This window comes from Rhizobium sp. BK379, assembly GCF_014193955.1.
In the GTDB taxonomy this organism is placed as follows: Bacteria; Pseudomonadota; Alphaproteobacteria; order Rhizobiales; family Rhizobiaceae; genus Rhizobium.
In genome coordinates, this window is the sequence record NZ_JACIAD010000007.1 from 78,963 (window position 1) to 94,130 (window position 15,168).

12 protein-coding genes are annotated in these 15,168 nt (G+C 58.2%); 2 read left to right on the top strand and 10 right to left on the bottom strand.

Annotated elements, in window-relative coordinates:
* Positions 1-3: 3 nt before the first annotated feature.
* The 5 genes from FHT93_RS26535 to FHT93_RS26555 all read right to left on the bottom strand — a co-directional run bounded on the left by FHT93_RS26535 (position 4) and on the right by FHT93_RS26555 (position 6,191).
* Complete coding sequence (locus FHT93_RS26535) at positions 4-1,656, bottom strand: bifunctional diguanylate cyclase/phosphodiesterase (protein WP_113117006.1); 1,653 nt, start codon at positions 1,654-1,656, stop codon at positions 4-6.
* A gap of 403 nt (positions 1,657-2,059) precedes the next feature.
* Positions 2,060-2,332 (bottom strand): transposase, encoded by a 273-nt coding sequence (locus tag FHT93_RS26540; protein WP_112545414.1) that lies wholly within the window; start codon positions 2,330-2,332, stop codon positions 2,060-2,062.
* A gap of 6 nt (positions 2,333-2,338) precedes the next feature.
* Complete coding sequence (locus FHT93_RS26545) at positions 2,339-3,784, bottom strand: HlyD family type I secretion periplasmic adaptor subunit (RefSeq protein ID WP_183850254.1); 1,446 nt, start codon at positions 3,782-3,784, stop codon at positions 2,339-2,341.
* A gap of 14 nt (positions 3,785-3,798) precedes the next feature.
* The gene (locus FHT93_RS26550) at positions 3,799-5,514 is read right to left on the bottom strand and encodes a type I secretion system permease/ATPase (RefSeq protein ID WP_183850256.1); all 1,716 of its coding nucleotides are present in this window, start codon (positions 5,512-5,514) and stop codon (positions 3,799-3,801) included.
* Between the two features lie 104 nt (positions 5,515-5,618).
* A complete protein-coding gene (locus tag FHT93_RS26555; RefSeq protein ID WP_112970376.1) occupies positions 5,619-6,191 on the bottom strand; it encodes a PE-PGRS family protein in 573 nt (190 codons plus the stop codon).
* Between the two features lie 624 nt (positions 6,192-6,815).
* On the opposite strand from FHT93_RS26555, the gene FHT93_RS26560 reads away from it, so the two are divergent.
* Together FHT93_RS26560 and FHT93_RS26565 are read left to right on the top strand one after the other, a co-directional pair.
* Positions 6,816-7,901: a hypothetical protein gene (locus FHT93_RS26560; protein ID WP_183850258.1), complete on the top strand. Its 1,086-nt coding sequence runs from the start codon at positions 6,816-6,818 to the stop codon at positions 7,899-7,901.
* Positions 7,902-8,792: 891 nt separating this feature from the next.
* Positions 8,793-9,500, top strand: a complete 708-nt coding sequence (locus FHT93_RS26565) for a response regulator transcription factor (protein WP_183850549.1) — start codon at positions 8,793-8,795, stop codon at positions 9,498-9,500.
* A 113-nt stretch (positions 9,501-9,613) separates the two neighbouring features.
* Here the strand turns inward: FHT93_RS26565 and FHT93_RS26570 are convergent, their stop codons facing one another.
* From FHT93_RS26570 to FHT93_RS26590, 5 genes are all read right to left on the bottom strand, one after another.
* Positions 9,614-10,816: an MFS transporter gene (locus FHT93_RS26570; RefSeq protein WP_183850260.1), complete on the bottom strand. Its 1,203-nt coding sequence runs from the start codon at positions 10,814-10,816 to the stop codon at positions 9,614-9,616.
* Positions 10,817-11,046: 230 nt separating this feature from the next.
* The gene (locus FHT93_RS26575) at positions 11,047-12,963 is read right to left on the bottom strand and encodes a beta-N-acetylhexosaminidase (RefSeq protein WP_183850262.1); all 1,917 of its coding nucleotides are present in this window, start codon (positions 12,961-12,963) and stop codon (positions 11,047-11,049) included.
* Positions 12,964-12,993: 30 nt separating this feature from the next.
* A complete protein-coding gene (locus FHT93_RS26580) occupies positions 12,994-13,770 on the bottom strand; it encodes an SDR family oxidoreductase (protein ID WP_113116973.1) in 777 nt (258 codons plus the stop codon).
* Between the two features lie 19 nt (positions 13,771-13,789).
* On the bottom strand, positions 13,790-14,653 hold the full coding sequence (locus FHT93_RS26585; protein ID WP_112545406.1) for a MurR/RpiR family transcriptional regulator: 864 nt from the start codon (positions 14,651-14,653) through the stop codon (positions 13,790-13,792).
* Positions 14,654-14,678: 25 nt separating this feature from the next.
* Positions 14,679-15,065 carry a RidA family protein gene (locus tag FHT93_RS26590; RefSeq protein ID WP_037108793.1) on the bottom strand — a complete coding sequence of 129 codons (387 nt, stop codon included), beginning with the start codon at positions 15,063-15,065 and terminating at the stop codon, positions 14,679-14,681.
* Positions 15,066-15,168: the final 103 nt, after the last annotated feature.

Sequence of the window (15,168 nt, forward strand, 5' to 3'; positions counted from 1 at the left end):
CACTCACGATGTTGCGCGGCTTTGAGATGTTGTCGTCCGATGGATAAATTCGCTTATCGCCGCGATTGGCAGCGGTCTGCTGACCAAATAGCCTTGCAGCCTGTCGCATCCCGCTTTGCGCAACCATTCCGCCTGCTGTTCCGTCTCAACCCCCTCGGCGGTCACGCGCATGTGGAGGCCATGAGCAAGCTCAACGACACAGCGGACGATTGCCTGGCTTTTGAAATCGCTCTCGAGATCCGTAATGAAATACCGATCGATCTTTATCGTGTCGAAAGGGAAGGTCTTTAGATAACTGAGGGATGAATACTCTGTCCCGAAGTCGTCGAGGGCGATTCTGATGCCGAGCACATTGAGAGTATTGAGGGTGTCGATGTTGTTGACGGTTCGCTCGAGCAGAACGCTTTCGGTTATTTCGAGCTCAAGGCGATCCGACGGAAATCCGACAAGATCCAGCGTTTGAGAAATCCGATCGGTAAGGCCATTTGTCAGGAATTCAGCCGCCGATACATTGACGGCGACGATGTAGTTCTGAGGCCAGTTCATCGCTTCCCGGCAGGCCTGTTCCAAAACCCATGCACCTATTTCCGGCATCAAGCCATCTGCTTCGGCCATCGGAATGAAGGTGCTTGGAGGAATACTTCCGAGCAAGGGGTGGTGCCACCTCAGAAGCGCTTCGAAACCGACGATGGTACTGGCCTCCACGATCGGTTGGTATTCCATCGAGAATTGGTGTTTTGCCAAGGCCATTCGAAGGCTGCGGCGCAGCAGTTCGCGCTGCTCCAGCAATTCAAGCATTGAAGGATCAAACGATTTTGCGCGACCGCGACCTTCTTTCTTCGCCGCGTAGAGTGCGACGTCGGATGCCTTCATAAGTTGCTCGGGACTGGCGCCATCCGGTGGGGCGGTCGAGACACCAACGCTGCTACCGACAAACACCGCGATGCCATCGATAGTGAAGGGTTTTTGAAATTCCGAAACAATGGCTTCCGCCAGTTGGTGACCCTTGAGCGGATGTCCCGGGCCCATGGAGATGACCATGAATTCGTCACCCGCGAGGCGATAGGCCCTGTCGTCTTCCGCAAGGCATCCTTGAATACGGCTGGCAGCAAGTTGAAGAAGCTTGTCCCCGGCCGGATGCCCCAGCGTGTCGTTCACGGGCTTGAAGTCGTCGAGGTCAAGCTGCATCAGAGACAAGGTCTCGCCGGAGGCAATTATTTCCGTCAACGACGTTGCGAGATCCTCGCCAAACTGGCGTCGATTGGGCAGGCCCGTCAACGGATCATGGGTGGCCAGATGCAGTAGGGTTGCCCGTTCGTCATCAAGGCGATCGCCGGATCGAACAACGGCGTACATATTGCCGATCTGAAAGATGGTCAGTCGTTGCGAACCAGGTTTGCTGACATTGACCGATAATCGCAGGGACTGAACACCTTCGCCCATTGACTGGAGTGCCAGAGTGGTTGCCGATTTGTCCAGCTCCGGAAAATGCTCCCACAGCGACATCGCGGGTGTAAGCGCGGCGGGCAGTTCATCGCCCGGCAAATTTCCAATCGGATTGAAATCGCGGTCAAAGAACAAAAGCCTATCGATCGGACTCGAGGCATGTTCCTGTCTATTTTCAGGAGCCGTGCCTGCGGCACGAGCTTTACGCATGTCTGAGCTCTCCATGGTCGAATTTCCCTGAGAACGATCACCGCAACTGAACGCCGCCACAATATATGTATGAATTTTCTAATTTAGGTAGCGATGATTAAAAATGTTCAAATCTCCTTCCACGCGAGCAACACAACCTTCGGCAGGCGTGTCAATCGCCGCGCCGTCCTCAATATATATCTAAAAGTGTAGCTGTGCGAGAGAGCTAAGTGCGTAGTCTCAGAATATGGAGTGGCGTCATCGACGCTGAGCCGTAGGAAAGGGGATGTAGTGGTCTCGTTCTGGTCCGCCGCCGTCCCGAGGAGGAGATTGAAACGGGATTTCCGCTAGCATAGATCGGCTGGCAAGCGGGATCTTGGACCGCACCAATAGGGTAAGCAAGGCCTCTGTCTAGAAGTTAACTTCAACTTCTCGAGGTCTTGGCCAGCATCTCGCTCAGCGTTGCTGCCGAGAGCATGGCTTCCGCCAAAAGCTTCTTGAGCTTCTGGTTCTCTTCCTCCAGCGCTCGCATTTTTTTGGCGTAGAGACTGACATTACCGAATTGCAGGGACTGCCACCGATAGAAGGTCGGCTCGCTGATACCATACCTGTGGCAGACATCCGCTACCGTAACCCCGGCCTGGTGTTCCTTCAGAATGCCCGTAATCTGGTCGTCATCGAATTTTCTCTTGCCCATCACCGGTCAGTCCTCGCGAAATGCTCTGTTGAAACTGTCGAGGAGTGGTCTGACGGCATAGAGCGCCACGCTGCTTTGGCCCGTTTCTATCAGTGTCTGTGCGGGCATGCCGGCGACCAGTTCGACATTTCTCATTTTCGCCAGCCGCTCGTCCGTTACACGGATCGTTGCGGCAAAATAGGGCTGGCCGCTCTGCTGATCGATGAGACGGTCGGCCGATACATATTCGACACGACCTTTCAGGAGCGGGACGCGCCGCTGATTGTAGGGAAGGAGGTGAACCTGTGCCTCGAGCCCCGCACGGACGAGGTTCATGTCTTCCGGTCTGACGTGGACGGACACGATGAGGCGATCGGAGCGCGGCAGGAGATCGACGAGCGGTTCGCCCGCGCCGACCACGCCACCGGCCGTGTGGATGCGCAGGTTCATGATCGTTCCATCTTCTGGAGCCCGGATATCTGTTCTTGCAAGCTGGTCGTCGATCGCCCGCAAGCGCTCGCGCAATTGCATGATCCGGCTTTCCGTATCGCGCATGCCCTGGGCGACTTCGCTCAACCGGTCGCTCTCAAGCTTTGCGATATCGGCCTCGGACTCGCTGATCACCTGGTATGCGCGAGAGATCTGCGCCTCGACCTGCCCCTCCTGGCCATCGAGATCTGCCTTTTCCCGCTGGAGGTTGAGAAGCCTGCTCTTTTTTTCCAGCCCCTTGGCGTTGAGGGTCGTAACCTGATCCATCTCCTCGCTCGAGATTGCGGTTCTGCCGGCCAGCGCCGCCTTCTGCGCGCCAAGTCCGGCGATTTCCTGCCGCACCTGCGCGATCTTTTCATTGGCGATCTGGATTTCCGCCTGCATGACCCGGCGGCGGGCTTCGAAGATTTTCTGCTGCCCGGTCAGGATCGCGCCGACCGAGGGATATCTCTCCATTGCTGCCCTGAGATCCCCGGGATAGGTGACATGGTCGGCCCCTGTCTGCTCCGCGAGAAGGCGCGCACGGCTTCCTTCGGCGTCCCAGAGCTGCCCTTGAATGCTGTCGCGCTCCGAGCGGAACTTGGTGTCGTCGAGCTCTATCACGATCTGCCCGCCCATGACCGCATCGCCGTTTTTCACGAGGATCCGACGCACGATCCCGCCTTCCAAATGCTGAATGGTCTTGCGGCTGGTTTCCGGTTCGATAACCCCCGATGCGACCGCAGCACTTTTCAGCGGCGCCAGAACCGACCAGATACCCAATCCGACGATGAAGACCAGGATCAAAAGGTTGCCCGTCCAGACAACGCCTCTGAGCCCGGGCATGGGCGAGGGCGGCGCGGGCCCGCGCTGTTTCGGATCGATGACCGGGAAAGAGCCTGCCTGTCGTCTGGCTGGCGCTGTCGATCGGTGAGCCAACCGCAAACCCGTCTTCGACAGGTCTGAAAATCTCGCCAGCGCTGCGTCCAACTGAACAAAGGTCACGGCGGCATCCTTCCCTATGTTCCTGTTCGAGATGGTGGCTGAAGATAGGTATCGTAGATACGGTCGCTGTCGCCGAAGGCCGCCACCGTCCCGTTGCGCATGATGGCAATCTTGTTGGTAACCGGCAGGATCCCCATCCGGTGCGTTATGATGATGACGGTCATCCCTCGGGATTTCATGCGCTCGATCGCCGTGAACAGCATGCGTTCGCCTTCATAATCCAGGCTCGAATTCGGATCGTCGAGAATGATGAGAGATGGATTTCCATAGGCTGCGCGCGCCAGTCCCAGCTGTTGGCGCTGAGCCCGAAGGAGCAGGTTTCCCCCTTCGCCGATATCGGTCTCGTAGCCCCGGGGAAGCCGCATGATCGCTTCGTGCAATCCGACCAGCTTTGCGGCGTCGATCGCCTTGCCGGGATCTCCTCCGTCCAGCCGGCCGATCACATCCTTGATCGCTCCGCCGAAGAGTTCGATGTCTTGGGGCAGGTATCCGACATGGCGGGTTCCCCCGCAAAGGCGCAGGGTCGAGATATCCACGCCGCCGAGAAGAACACATCCGCTCGTGGCCGGCACGACGCCGGCTATGACGCGACCGAGCGTTGATTTTCCCGATCCCGACGGACCGATCAGCGCTACGCAATCGCCAGGTGCCAGGCGCAGGGTGATACCGGTCAATATCGGTCGATCGGCGAATGGCCTGACATAGCTGACATTATCGAGAACGAGGCCGTTAGGCTCCGGAACCGGCACTATTCTCCCGTCGTGTTCCGACGCAACTGTTATCAGCATTCTGTTCAAGCGATTGAAGGCATTGCGCGCAAACGTGAAGGAGCGCCATGCCCCGATTGCGCCCTCGATTGGTGCGAGCCCGCGCCCGAGCAGCAGGCTCGCAACGAAGATGATGCCGGGACTGCCGCTGTTTACGAGCACCAGCCATGTCGCCGATCCCATCATGAGGATCTGCGCGAGCGTGCGGATCGATTTGGAGAAACCAAGAATGATTTCTGTCCGATGCATCGCGACGTCCAGCGCCTTTCTTCCCATTTCTGCATCGCGATAGACGATCTGTGCAGCGCCATCCTGCATGCCCATCGCCCTGATCACCTCGATGTTCTTGAGGGCGGTCGCAAATCGGATATAGCTGCTCGAAAGCGCAAAATTGGCTTGGGTAAGCGGCTCTTTCGTCGCCACTTCCGTCAGGAACGCAAACAGCAGAAGTGCAACTGCGCTCAGAAGACCGATGGTCCCGAGCAGCGGATGAACGAGAAAGAGCAGCAGCAGGAATACTGGCGCCCAGGGAACGTCAAAAAAGAGGGAACTGGCCGGTGAATCGAGAAACTGGCGCAATGCGGCCAGATCCCGGTAGCACTCCGTGGCGGCTCCCGTATCGGCAAGAGTGGCATATTCGAATGATGCGGTGAGCACCATGGGCCGCAGCCTATGGTCCAGCCAGCTGCCGATGCGCGAAAGAGCTGCCCTGCGCACGATATCCAGCATCGACCCGACCAGGACCGCAACGGCGATGATCAGGGTCAGCATCAGCAGCGTGTCGGCGCTCCGGCTCGACAAGACCCTGTCATAGATCTGCAAGAGATAGATGGAAGGCGCAAGAAGAAAGAGATTGTATCCGCAGCTATAGAGGAAGACCAACCCGAAGGCGCCGGCGCAAGCTCGGAGCGCAACAACGAGGTGGGTCTGCGGGCGCAATGGTTTTATGGAAATCGTTGCCATTATCAGATCTCGCTGCATTTGATACTGACACGAAGAGGCTGCTTGCCGGTTCAGCAATACAGGAGGGTCGCCAGCCGAAGCCGGCGACCCTCAGAGCATTGAGTTCACGAGCCGAGATGGCTGACGTCGATATGGCCGAAGGCGTTTATGAAATGATCGAGAGCATTGTTCACCGTCGTCGTTTCGGGATTTGTGTGAACCACTGCTGACGAGATGTCCCCGCCGAGAGCGTTGTTACCGTTGCCGCCGTTGCCGCCGACGCCTGCCAGGATGGTGGCATGCTGATCGGCCACGAGCTGGGTATACTGTGTTGCAGTCGTAGCCGCATTCACCGTAGCCGTATCGCCGCCGCTCGTGTTTCCTTGGCTGCCGTTGGAGGTAGCCGCTCCCCCTGCGCCGCCGGCGCCGCTGGTGAGCGATGCCAGGAAGCCGTTCTGGGCCTGGCTGAAACCGCCGGGTCCACCGCCGCCAGCGTCCCAATCTGCCCCCTGCCAAACGTGATCGCCGTTGTGCAGATGGGTATCTGCCCCGTAGACCGTTTGAACGGGATCTACATAAGCAACCGGGTTGTAGTCGATATTGCCATGGTTGATGCCATCGCCGCCGTTGCCGGCATTTGCGTCACCCGCATCAGGGTTGTGGAGATAGATCGTGTCAGACAATTGTGGAATAGGCATTGATATCACTCCTTCTACTTCGTTTACTTCGTTTCGTCCGAGTTCCTTCTACGGCTTTTCCCTACGGTGTGGGTATTCAGGAAGCCACCGCCAGCCAATACAACCGCCTGCAAATATTGCCTGCGATTTAAACTTTAAACCATCTAGATATTCGGAGACGTTCTTTTGGATGTATACTTCGATTCTGCGCGACGTTATTTGGTGTGAACTTGGTCGCATGGCGGGAGATGGAGTTGTTATGATCATGCCTGTGTCCTACCGCTTTTCGATGCACAGGCCATCAGAAGGAGCTGGCTCAGTTGCAGGGTTCTCATCAGGCTGCGCCCCGCAAATGCGCCCTTTTCCCGCGCTGAGAGACTCTCATGAGCGGCGGCGCGAGCGGAGTGCAGGATGCCGGGCCTCCAACCGGAAGGCGGATCTGACGCTGGCAAACTCGCTTAAAGAGCGCCGACGCCATCACAGCCAAATGGCTACAGAACTAGCCGATGGGATGTAGCCGAATTGCAGGCTCCGCTTTTCCTGCTTTCAGATGCACAATACCTGAGCAACCAGGGCCTGAACAATTCAGCCTGCATCCGCTGCACGCTCGTTGGCCGTGCGATTGTCCGCGGAATGGAGACGGTAATGACGGAAACTCGTCCCTTATCGGAAGACCTGCCCAAGTCGGGCTCCGATCAAAACCTTGCCCCCAACGTAGCCGCGGGGCATCTGGCATTGGTGCCGACCTGGCTTCCATTGGATGTCGCTTCCGGTCCAGGCTATAGCTCAGCCGGCGGCGGCGGTGATGGAATAAGTGACGGCGTGATCAGCAGCAACGCATTGGCCGTCTTCATGCCGTCCAATGCCGCTATTGCAGGACCGCATTCGAGTGCCGACGCCTTCCAGGGCAATGATGCGCTCATCAATCAGCATCCCACCGAAATGGCCGGGATAGGCGGGAATGGCGGAAGCGGCAATGTTGCCATCGGCAGTGGCGAGGGCGCCAGTCATGCCGGCAGCGGCGGCATGGGGCTCTTCTACGGCGGGCTCGTCAGCACCGAAACCGCGCTCTTCGTTCCCGTCAATACGGCCGTGGCGGCGGGCCCCGGCGGGGAGGCTCACGCCCTGCAAACGAACAACGCACTCTTCCTGCAGGGCGCAACCCAGATCGGCGGTATGGGCGGCTCGGGCGGAGACCATAATGCTGCGGGCCATGACTCGCTGAGCCCGGGAACGTCGCTTACATTGAACGGCGACTTTTATGCGGGCCACGGCGGCAATGGATATTTCGTCGGCAGCATGGTCGACATAAGTATTGCCATATTCTCACCGATCAACATCGCCATCGGCGCGGCAGGCGGATCAGCTGAGGCTCATCAGACAAACAATGTCATTTTCGATCAGGGCGCCATGCAGATCGCCGGCATCGGCGGCAATGGCGGTGGCTTCAACCTGTCGTCTGACACGATCTTCACCGGCAACCATGCGGGCGGAGGCGGCGGGGCCGGATCGTCGACCGGCAGCATGGTCGACGTCAATTTCGGCTATTTCCATCCCATCAACATTGCCGTTCCCGCCGGCGGGACGGCGGATGCGCAACAGGTCGATCATGTTCTCTATGACCAGCATGCGCTCCAGATGGCTGGCATCGGGGGGCATAGCGGAGAGGGCAACCTCACGGACGCCCATTCGGCTCTCGTAGACGACATTCTGGGCTTCATGCACAGCTAGAGCATTTCCGGCGAAAACAGATTCGCCTTCAATGCTCTAGCTTATTGTTTTCTCAGCAATTCCGGACGCAAAACCGGTTCCCACTTTTGCTGGAATTGCTCTAGCGCATTTTCACTTGCATCGCGGAAGCTCAGCCGCACGAGGCTGTTCCTCGTGGCATTTTTCAAGCCGTTGTTGAATTGCTTCCTCCGCCGGGCTTTCGTCTCCTGGGCCGATATGACACGGAACGGCCGGCTCACTGAGATACCGAACGTCCCACCATGATCTTATCTCCATCGTCCTCGATTTCGCCCCAGAGGCCGCTGCCTCGGGCCGGCATCCGGCAGTGCCGGCGCTGTGCTGCCAGAGTGAAAAGGATGCCAACCGGTATCTATGCGTCGTTAAAACCCTAGTTTTTCAGTAATCATAAAGGGTTACCGGCGATCTCAGGCTTTTGTCGCCTTTCGCGTCGGTCGTCTTGCCGTCGAGATCTGCCACTGATTTGAACTGAGATATGGACACAAGGCCGAGCCGATCGGCAACTCACTATATCCAACGGCTCTTTCCTGAACGGATCTATAGCAGATCACCTGCCTTTTCAGTGCCTTTGAAAGCTTTGTTGACTCGCTTGCCATACGTGAATTCGACGAAGACTGGTAAGTCTGCAGCGGCAAGTCGCTTCAACAGCTCCTTATAGATAAGCTTTCGAAAGTGCTCTACGGACCCAGTTGTCTCTCATCAGATTCTTATAGACTATAAGAATTATCATGAGAGTTCAGACTATTGATTCCCGTAATACACTCATTTTTTCTCATGACATGAAGCGAGAACAGGAATAATGTGAGCGGCTGTTGGGTTGCAAATCTTCTGGGGAGCACGAAAGTGTCCGACAGTGCTAAAACTAAGCGCCGTATGGGGCGCAATGCACCAACTGTGATCATAATCGAACATTCTACACTGGCACGCACCACCGTGGTGAAGCTGCTTGAGCATGAGCTCGCCGGGTGGAACTTTATCGATTTGATCTCGACTGAGAGTCTCGACAGGGCTCTTGGAGCTGAGGTGCGTTTGATTGCATTGGATTTGGCCGGCAGAAGCATTGAGAGCATCAGCCTGCGCGATGACCTTGCGGCAATTGCCGCACGTTTTCCTGAGGCTCCTGTCACGTTGCTCTCAAGTACGGATGACGTCTTCATAGCCCGTCAGGCGCTCACGATGGGTATCCGTGGCCTCTTCTCGACTTCACTCGGTATTGACATCGCTCTTGCTGGTCTCCGTCTTGTCCTGGCAGGAGGAACATTTTTCCCGCAGCTGCTGGGAGCCGCTACGAATGGCCCACAGCAGTATATTCCGGCCAGGAACGAGGCCGAGAAAAGCCTGGATGACAGGATGCAGTATCTGGCGATTGCCGACTTCACCCCCCGCGAGGCGGATGTGCTGGCAGAGTTGCAAAGTGGCTGCTCGAACAAGGTCATTGCGGGAAAGCTCAATTTGTCGGGGCATACGGTGAAGATGCATCTGCAGCACATCATGCGCAAGCTGCAGGCACAGAACCGCACCGAGGTGGTTGCTCGCCTGGTTCAAAGAGCCGCCGGCGGGCATGACGTCGCCCCGAGTTAGGCGATATTCCCGTAGCGGGGATATTCAGCTGCCTGTCCGGACATTGGTTCCAAGAGCGGGAACTCTGTCATCGCTGCTTGCACCAACAGCGCGGTGCCAATGGGTTCCAGCCTTCAGCCTGAGCTTCGGCGGCGGTCGAGGAACAGCAGCCAGGCCGTCCCGGTAAGCCCAGAGAGAGCGCCGACGACCGCCGTGCCGGAATAGCTGGTGATAGCGGTTCCGGCCGCAAAGAGCACGGCGCTCAGTCCGGCGCTGAGGAAGATGTTGACCGAGATCAGCGCGCTGCCAAGACCTGGCCGCTCAGCTATCAGATCCTGAAGATAGGTGATCGGGACGGAGATCAGCGAGGCTGCGCCTATGCCGCTGATGATGGTGAGGGCGTAGACATGCCAGGGTTGATCGGCAAAAGCCAGAAGCATCAGATAGATCGCATAGATCAATGCTCCAACGGCAAGAGCTGTGAGCTGGCTGACAATGCGCAGCATGCGTGACCATACGATAATGAAGACCACTTCCAGGAGTGCGACGATCCCCACGAGAATGCCGATATCGGCGACCGTGCCGTGGGCGGCACCGGTGACGACGAGGGGAAATATTGCGTCGTTGACATGCAGCGTGCTGCTGATCAGCGCGATCGCCATCACCCGACTGAATATCTTCGGAGAGATCACCTGGCCGAGAGCGGCGAGATAGGAGAGATGGTGCGTGGCAGCTCGGTCGGTGCCGCTTTGTCGCGGTAGCAGGATGCCGATGAGGCCGACACAGACCAGACAGGATATGCAGGCAAACAGATAGGCCGGCAACATGGACGGCGAGGAGGAGAGCAGAACGCCCGTAAATCCCGGAACGAGCACCCAGGAAAGCGAAATCATCGCCCGTGTCCCGGAATTGACGGTCGCAATCTCGCCAGGCGCCATTCCTCTGGCCGCCGCGCGCACATTGGCAAAGAGCAACGAGTTCAGCGATCCATAGACCGGCAGCAGCAGGAGAGCGCTGAGAACAAAGATTTCCCGGGTCGGGAAAAAATAGACCGCACCATAGCCGAGAATGCCGAATGTCGCGGCAACGAGCATCATCGTGCGGTATTCGCCGAGCCGATCGGCAAGATTGCCGAAAAGAATGCTGACGATCACGTTGACGGCCGCTGCGGCAAAAATCAGCGCGGAGTAGACCCCGTTCGACAGGCCGAGTTCAACGATACCGACCACGGATCGATAAGGGTTTGTCGTCGCGCCGGCAAAACCGAACGTGAAGATGGCAATCATGCTCACCCGGATTGCAGGATTGCGGAAGACATCGGGGATCAGGCGGTTCATCGTCATCATCAGCAATGGTTTGGAGCGCATCTGCGAAGACGAGCAAAATTCCCGTCCTTGCAAGAATCGCCGTGGGTCAATGTCAGGCGCGCCAGCGGGGAGGGGCGCATTGGCCGTTTAGCCGAATTTCCTATTGAATGGAAAGGTCAGGCCGGTCGCGCCCGACATTTGCCAGGGGCGTCCACTGTCGGATCAATGACCGTGGCGCCGACTGCCTCTCGATTACCATATTAAAGCGTTGGGCTTAGCGGCACGATCGCAGCAAACCGAGCCCAGTCCTTCGATGCCCTCGGCGTCCAGGCGGCTTCGGCAATGGCAGGCAGGCGGGGAAACGCCAGCCGGTTGAAATAGCCGCGCGACAGGAAGTGCTCCGACCAGATGCAGGCCTGGACACCTTTCAGCTTGTGCTTCAATTCCTCCGGGAATTCGCCTGCAGCTTCATAGGCATATGTGTGAGCCGGCGGCACGGTGCCTGCCCAGCTCGCACCCGGTTCCTGGAAGGCTTCCGCCTGTACCATGTCGAGATAATAGGCCTGGCCCGGCGTCATGACGACATCATAACCCTGTTCAGCAAGTTCGATACCGACCTGCGGATTTTCCCAGGCCATCAGCAGGCTGTCCTTCGCGGCAACTCCGCCGCCATGAGCGACCTCGTTCCAGCCCGCAAGCTTGCGACCGCGCTTGTCAAGCATCGTCTTGATCTGCTTCAGGAAATAGGACTGAAGACCGAACGTGCCGGAAATGCCTTGTTCCGCCATCAGCTTCCTGGCAAGCGGCGAGGCGAGCCAGGAGCCGTTCGCCACTTCGTCGCCACCGATATGGATGTAAGTCGAGGGAAAGAGTTCGACCATTTCGTCGAAGACCTTTTCCAGGAATTCGTAGGTCAGCGGCACTGCCGGGTTCAGCGCATTGTTCGGGTAGCCTTGGACGGAATGGTAGCTTTCCGGTGCCTCCTGTCCATCAGTCAGATCGGGCAAGGCAATCAGGGTCGCCGCATTGTGGCCGGGAATGTCGATCTCGGGAACCACCTCGACGTTGAGGGAGCTCGCATGCGCGACGATGTCTCTGACATCGTCCTGCGAATAGAAGCCGCCGACCGGCTCGGCTCCATTGCCGAGTTGTGGCAGCAGCGGCTCGTCCGGACCTCGCAACACGCCTGATGTCGTCAGCTGCGGATAGGCCTTGATTTCCAGCCGCCAGGCCTCGTCATCTGTCAGATGCCAGTGGAAGATGTTGAGCTTGAACCAGGCAAGAATGTCGATCAGCCGCTTGACGTCGTCAACCGGATAAAACTGCCTGGAAACGTCGAGATGGCAGCCGCGCCAGCTATAGCGGGGGTGATCGGAAATCGTCCCCGAAACAGGGAAGCGGAATTTGCCCTTGGTGACGCGCGCGCCGTTCAGCATCTGCGCGAGCGAGGTCAATCCGTACTGGCGCCCGGCGGAACCGGAATAGGAAAGTGTCACGCGATCGGCCGCGAACGTCAGCCGATAGGCTTCGGCGTCGAGCAAGGCGTCCTTGTTGAAGGTGAGAGCGCGGCCTTGCTGCGAGGCAACCAGATTGAAAACCGAATGATCGCTTTCGAAAAGTCGGCGCGTCAGGGAAATGCATGTTGATATCGCCGACAATTCGTCTGCGCTGGCGCCCTCCGGATAAAGGATGACCGGAAAACTATCGCCCGGCTTCGCATCGATCTCGGCCGGCCATGGCTGCAAGGCAAAGGGCAGGTCGAGCCGGCCTTCAGGCAGGAGCGCAGGCGGAGGCTCGCTCACTCGGCCTTCGAGAAGTAGATCGGAAACTGCAACCGGCACATGCTTTCCGGATGACAGCGTCAGATAGGCGGACTTGGCGCCGTCAGTGCAATGGCGCGCTGGGCGATGCAAGCCGGCGACGGTGAAGGTCCAGCTTTCACCGGCGGCGAGGGCCAACCCGGCCGGCGGCTCGAATTCGTGAAAATTGGCGTTGCGTCTCAGAAACGTGGCATTGCCGCACGCCGTGGCATCGATGACCCGGGTGAGGGAGGTGTAGACAAGCTTGAAACCGGAAAGTGCCGCGCCGGAGAGATTGAAAAGCGTGAAGGTGAACGCGCCATGCGGCCCGCCACCAGGGTTCCAGCTGCTTTCCAGGCGATAGTCGGCCGGCTTCATATCTCGTTCCTCTTGTTGTCTATTTCGATTTCAATAGTGCTCGGACTGGGAAAACGTGCGGGCAAGCTCGGCCTGGCCAGCTGTCAGGCCGCAGTCGACCGGCAGGCAGACGCCAGTGATCGCTGCAGCCTGCGGCCCAGCCAGGAAGGCGACGGCATTGGCGACGTCCTTCGGATCGACCACGCGCTGCAGCGGATACCAGCGGCGGGCATCCTCGAAGACATTAGGATTGGCAGCGGCACGGACTTCCCATGCCTGCGTCTTTACCGTTCCGGGAGCAACGGCGTTCGCGCGGATGCCGAATTTTCCGTATTCGACGGCGACCAGCCGGGTGAAATGCAGAAGTCCGGCTTTGGCCGCGCTGTAAGCCGGATGGCCAAACACATTCATGCCGTTGACCGAGGCAATGTTGACCATTGAGCCTCGCGACGCCTTCAACTGGTCTTCGACAGCCCGAAAGCAGAGAAATGCCGCTTCGAGGTTGAGCGCATTGTCGGCACGCCAGATCTCCGGCGTCGTATCATGCAGGCTGACGGCGCGGGCTGCACCCGCATTGTTGACGAGGGTACGAAGACTGCCGAGCTCCGCCGCACGCCCGGCGAGAGACGCAACGCTTGTCTCGCTGGTCACGTCGCATTCGATGGGGACGAAGCGGTCGGATGGTCCAAGTTTGCTGGCAACGGCTGCTGCACTGACGAGATCGATATCAGCAAGCAGAACGACATCATGATCGACGGCCAGTCGATCGGCAATCGCCGCGCCGATATCACCTGCTGCTCCCGTCACGATGGCCACCGATTGCGTCATTGTCGCTCCCTCTTGTTGATCAGTCCCCAAGTAGCTGCTTGTCGTCGCCATCGCGGTGTGCAACCAGCTGCTGCTTGATGCGTCTCAGCGTCGTCATCGCCCTCGGTTGGATGGCATAGGCGACAAGGCTCGCCAGGATATCGACGGTTGCGATGTAAGCGATACGCGTCGATGTCGGGCGGAAGATGTTGGTCCCTTCCGGAAGATCGATCGGCACGACGATCTCGGCGGCTCTGGCGACCGGACTGTCGGATTGCGTCAGCGCAATGGTCCTGACCTTGGCCTCGCGTGCCAAAGCAAAAGCCCGCACCAGCTCGGCATTGCGGCCGGAAAAGGACGAGCCAATGATCACATCGCCAGCCTTCGCCGCCGCCGCCATCATCAGCTGCATACTGTGGTCGGAACTGGAGGTGATCCTGAGGCCAAGCCGAAAGAGCCGATTCTGCAGCTCGTCGGCAATCATCGACGAGTTGCCGCCCGATCCGAAGGCATAGATCATCTCCGCCTTGGCGATCTGCGCGACCGCAGCTTCGATCGCGGTGAGGTCCAGTGAGCGATGCAACAGGAAAAGGGCATTCTGCGCCTTGGTAATGATATCCTGAGCGACATCGGCCGGATCGCTGCTCTTTGATTCCGGCTTCAGATAACGCACGCCGACATGGGCGGTGCGGGCAAGCTGCACCTTGAAATCGGAAAAGCTGTCGCAGCCGAGGCGGCGGCAGAAACGCGTCACCGTCGGTGGCGAGACTTCCGCGCGTTCGGCAAGCTCGATGATCGAGGCATTCACCGCAAATTCGAAATCGTTCACGATGATATCGGCGATACGGGCCTCGGAGGCGGAGAGCCGGCTCTTGTCTTCCTGCAATGTGGAAAAGATATCCAAGCCGGTCCTCCCGCCGATCCGTCAGTCAACTCTTCTTCTTGTAGGCAACGCAATCGATCTCGACCTTGCAATCCACCATCATGGACGATTGGACGCAGGCGCGGGCCGGCGGATGTGCGCCGAAATAATCCTGATAGATCTTGTTGAAGGTCCAGAAGTCGCGCGGATCGTCCAGCCAGACGCCGACGCGCACAACATCCTCCACGCCGTATCCGGCTTCATCGAGAATGGCGAGCACGTTGGCGATCGTCTTGTGCGTCTGGGCAACGATATTGCCGTCGATGATCTCGCCGTTTTCCATCGCCACCTGGCCGGAAACATAGAGCCAGCCATCGGCTTCGACCGCGCGCGCAAAAGGCAGCGGCTTGCCGCCAGCGCCGGTCTGAACAGTGCCATATCGCTTGATGGACATGCTGGGATCCCTGCAAATTATTTTCTTGATAAGTTGACAAGGGACCATAGAAAGCAGATTTTGACCAGTGAAAAACGCCATTTATGAAAAGAATTTAAATCGG

Excerpts from the sequence above, each read along its gene's own strand:
- FHT93_RS26555 (WP_112970376.1), bottom strand. The coding sequence starts at position 6,191 with ATGCCTATTCCACAATTGTCTGACACGATCTATCTCCACAACCCTGAT.
- FHT93_RS26580 (WP_113116973.1), bottom strand. The coding sequence starts at position 13,770 with ATGACGCAATCGGTGGCCATCGTGACGGGAGCAGCAGGTGATATCGGC.
- FHT93_RS26540 (WP_112545414.1), bottom strand. The coding sequence starts at position 2,332 with ATGGGCAAGAGAAAATTCGATGACGACCAGATTACGGGCATTCTGAAG.
- FHT93_RS26590 (WP_037108793.1), bottom strand. The coding sequence starts at position 15,065 with ATGTCCATCAAGCGATATGGCACTGTTCAGACCGGCGCTGGCGGCAAG.
- FHT93_RS26575 (WP_183850262.1), bottom strand. The coding sequence starts at position 12,963 with ATGAAGCCGGCCGACTATCGCCTGGAAAGCAGCTGGAACCCTGGTGGC.
- FHT93_RS26560 (WP_183850258.1), top strand. The coding sequence starts at position 6,816 with ATGACGGAAACTCGTCCCTTATCGGAAGACCTGCCCAAGTCGGGCTCC.
- FHT93_RS26550 (WP_183850256.1), bottom strand. The coding sequence starts at position 5,514 with ATGGCAACGATTTCCATAAAACCATTGCGCCCGCAGACCCACCTCGTT.
- FHT93_RS26570 (WP_183850260.1), bottom strand. The coding sequence starts at position 10,816 with ATGAACCGCCTGATCCCCGATGTCTTCCGCAATCCTGCAATCCGGGTG.
- FHT93_RS26535 (WP_113117006.1), bottom strand. The coding sequence starts at position 1,656 with ATGCGTAAAGCTCGTGCCGCAGGCACGGCTCCTGAAAATAGACAGGAA.
- FHT93_RS26565 (WP_183850549.1), top strand. The coding sequence starts at position 8,793 with ATGGGGCGCAATGCACCAACTGTGATCATAATCGAACATTCTACACTG.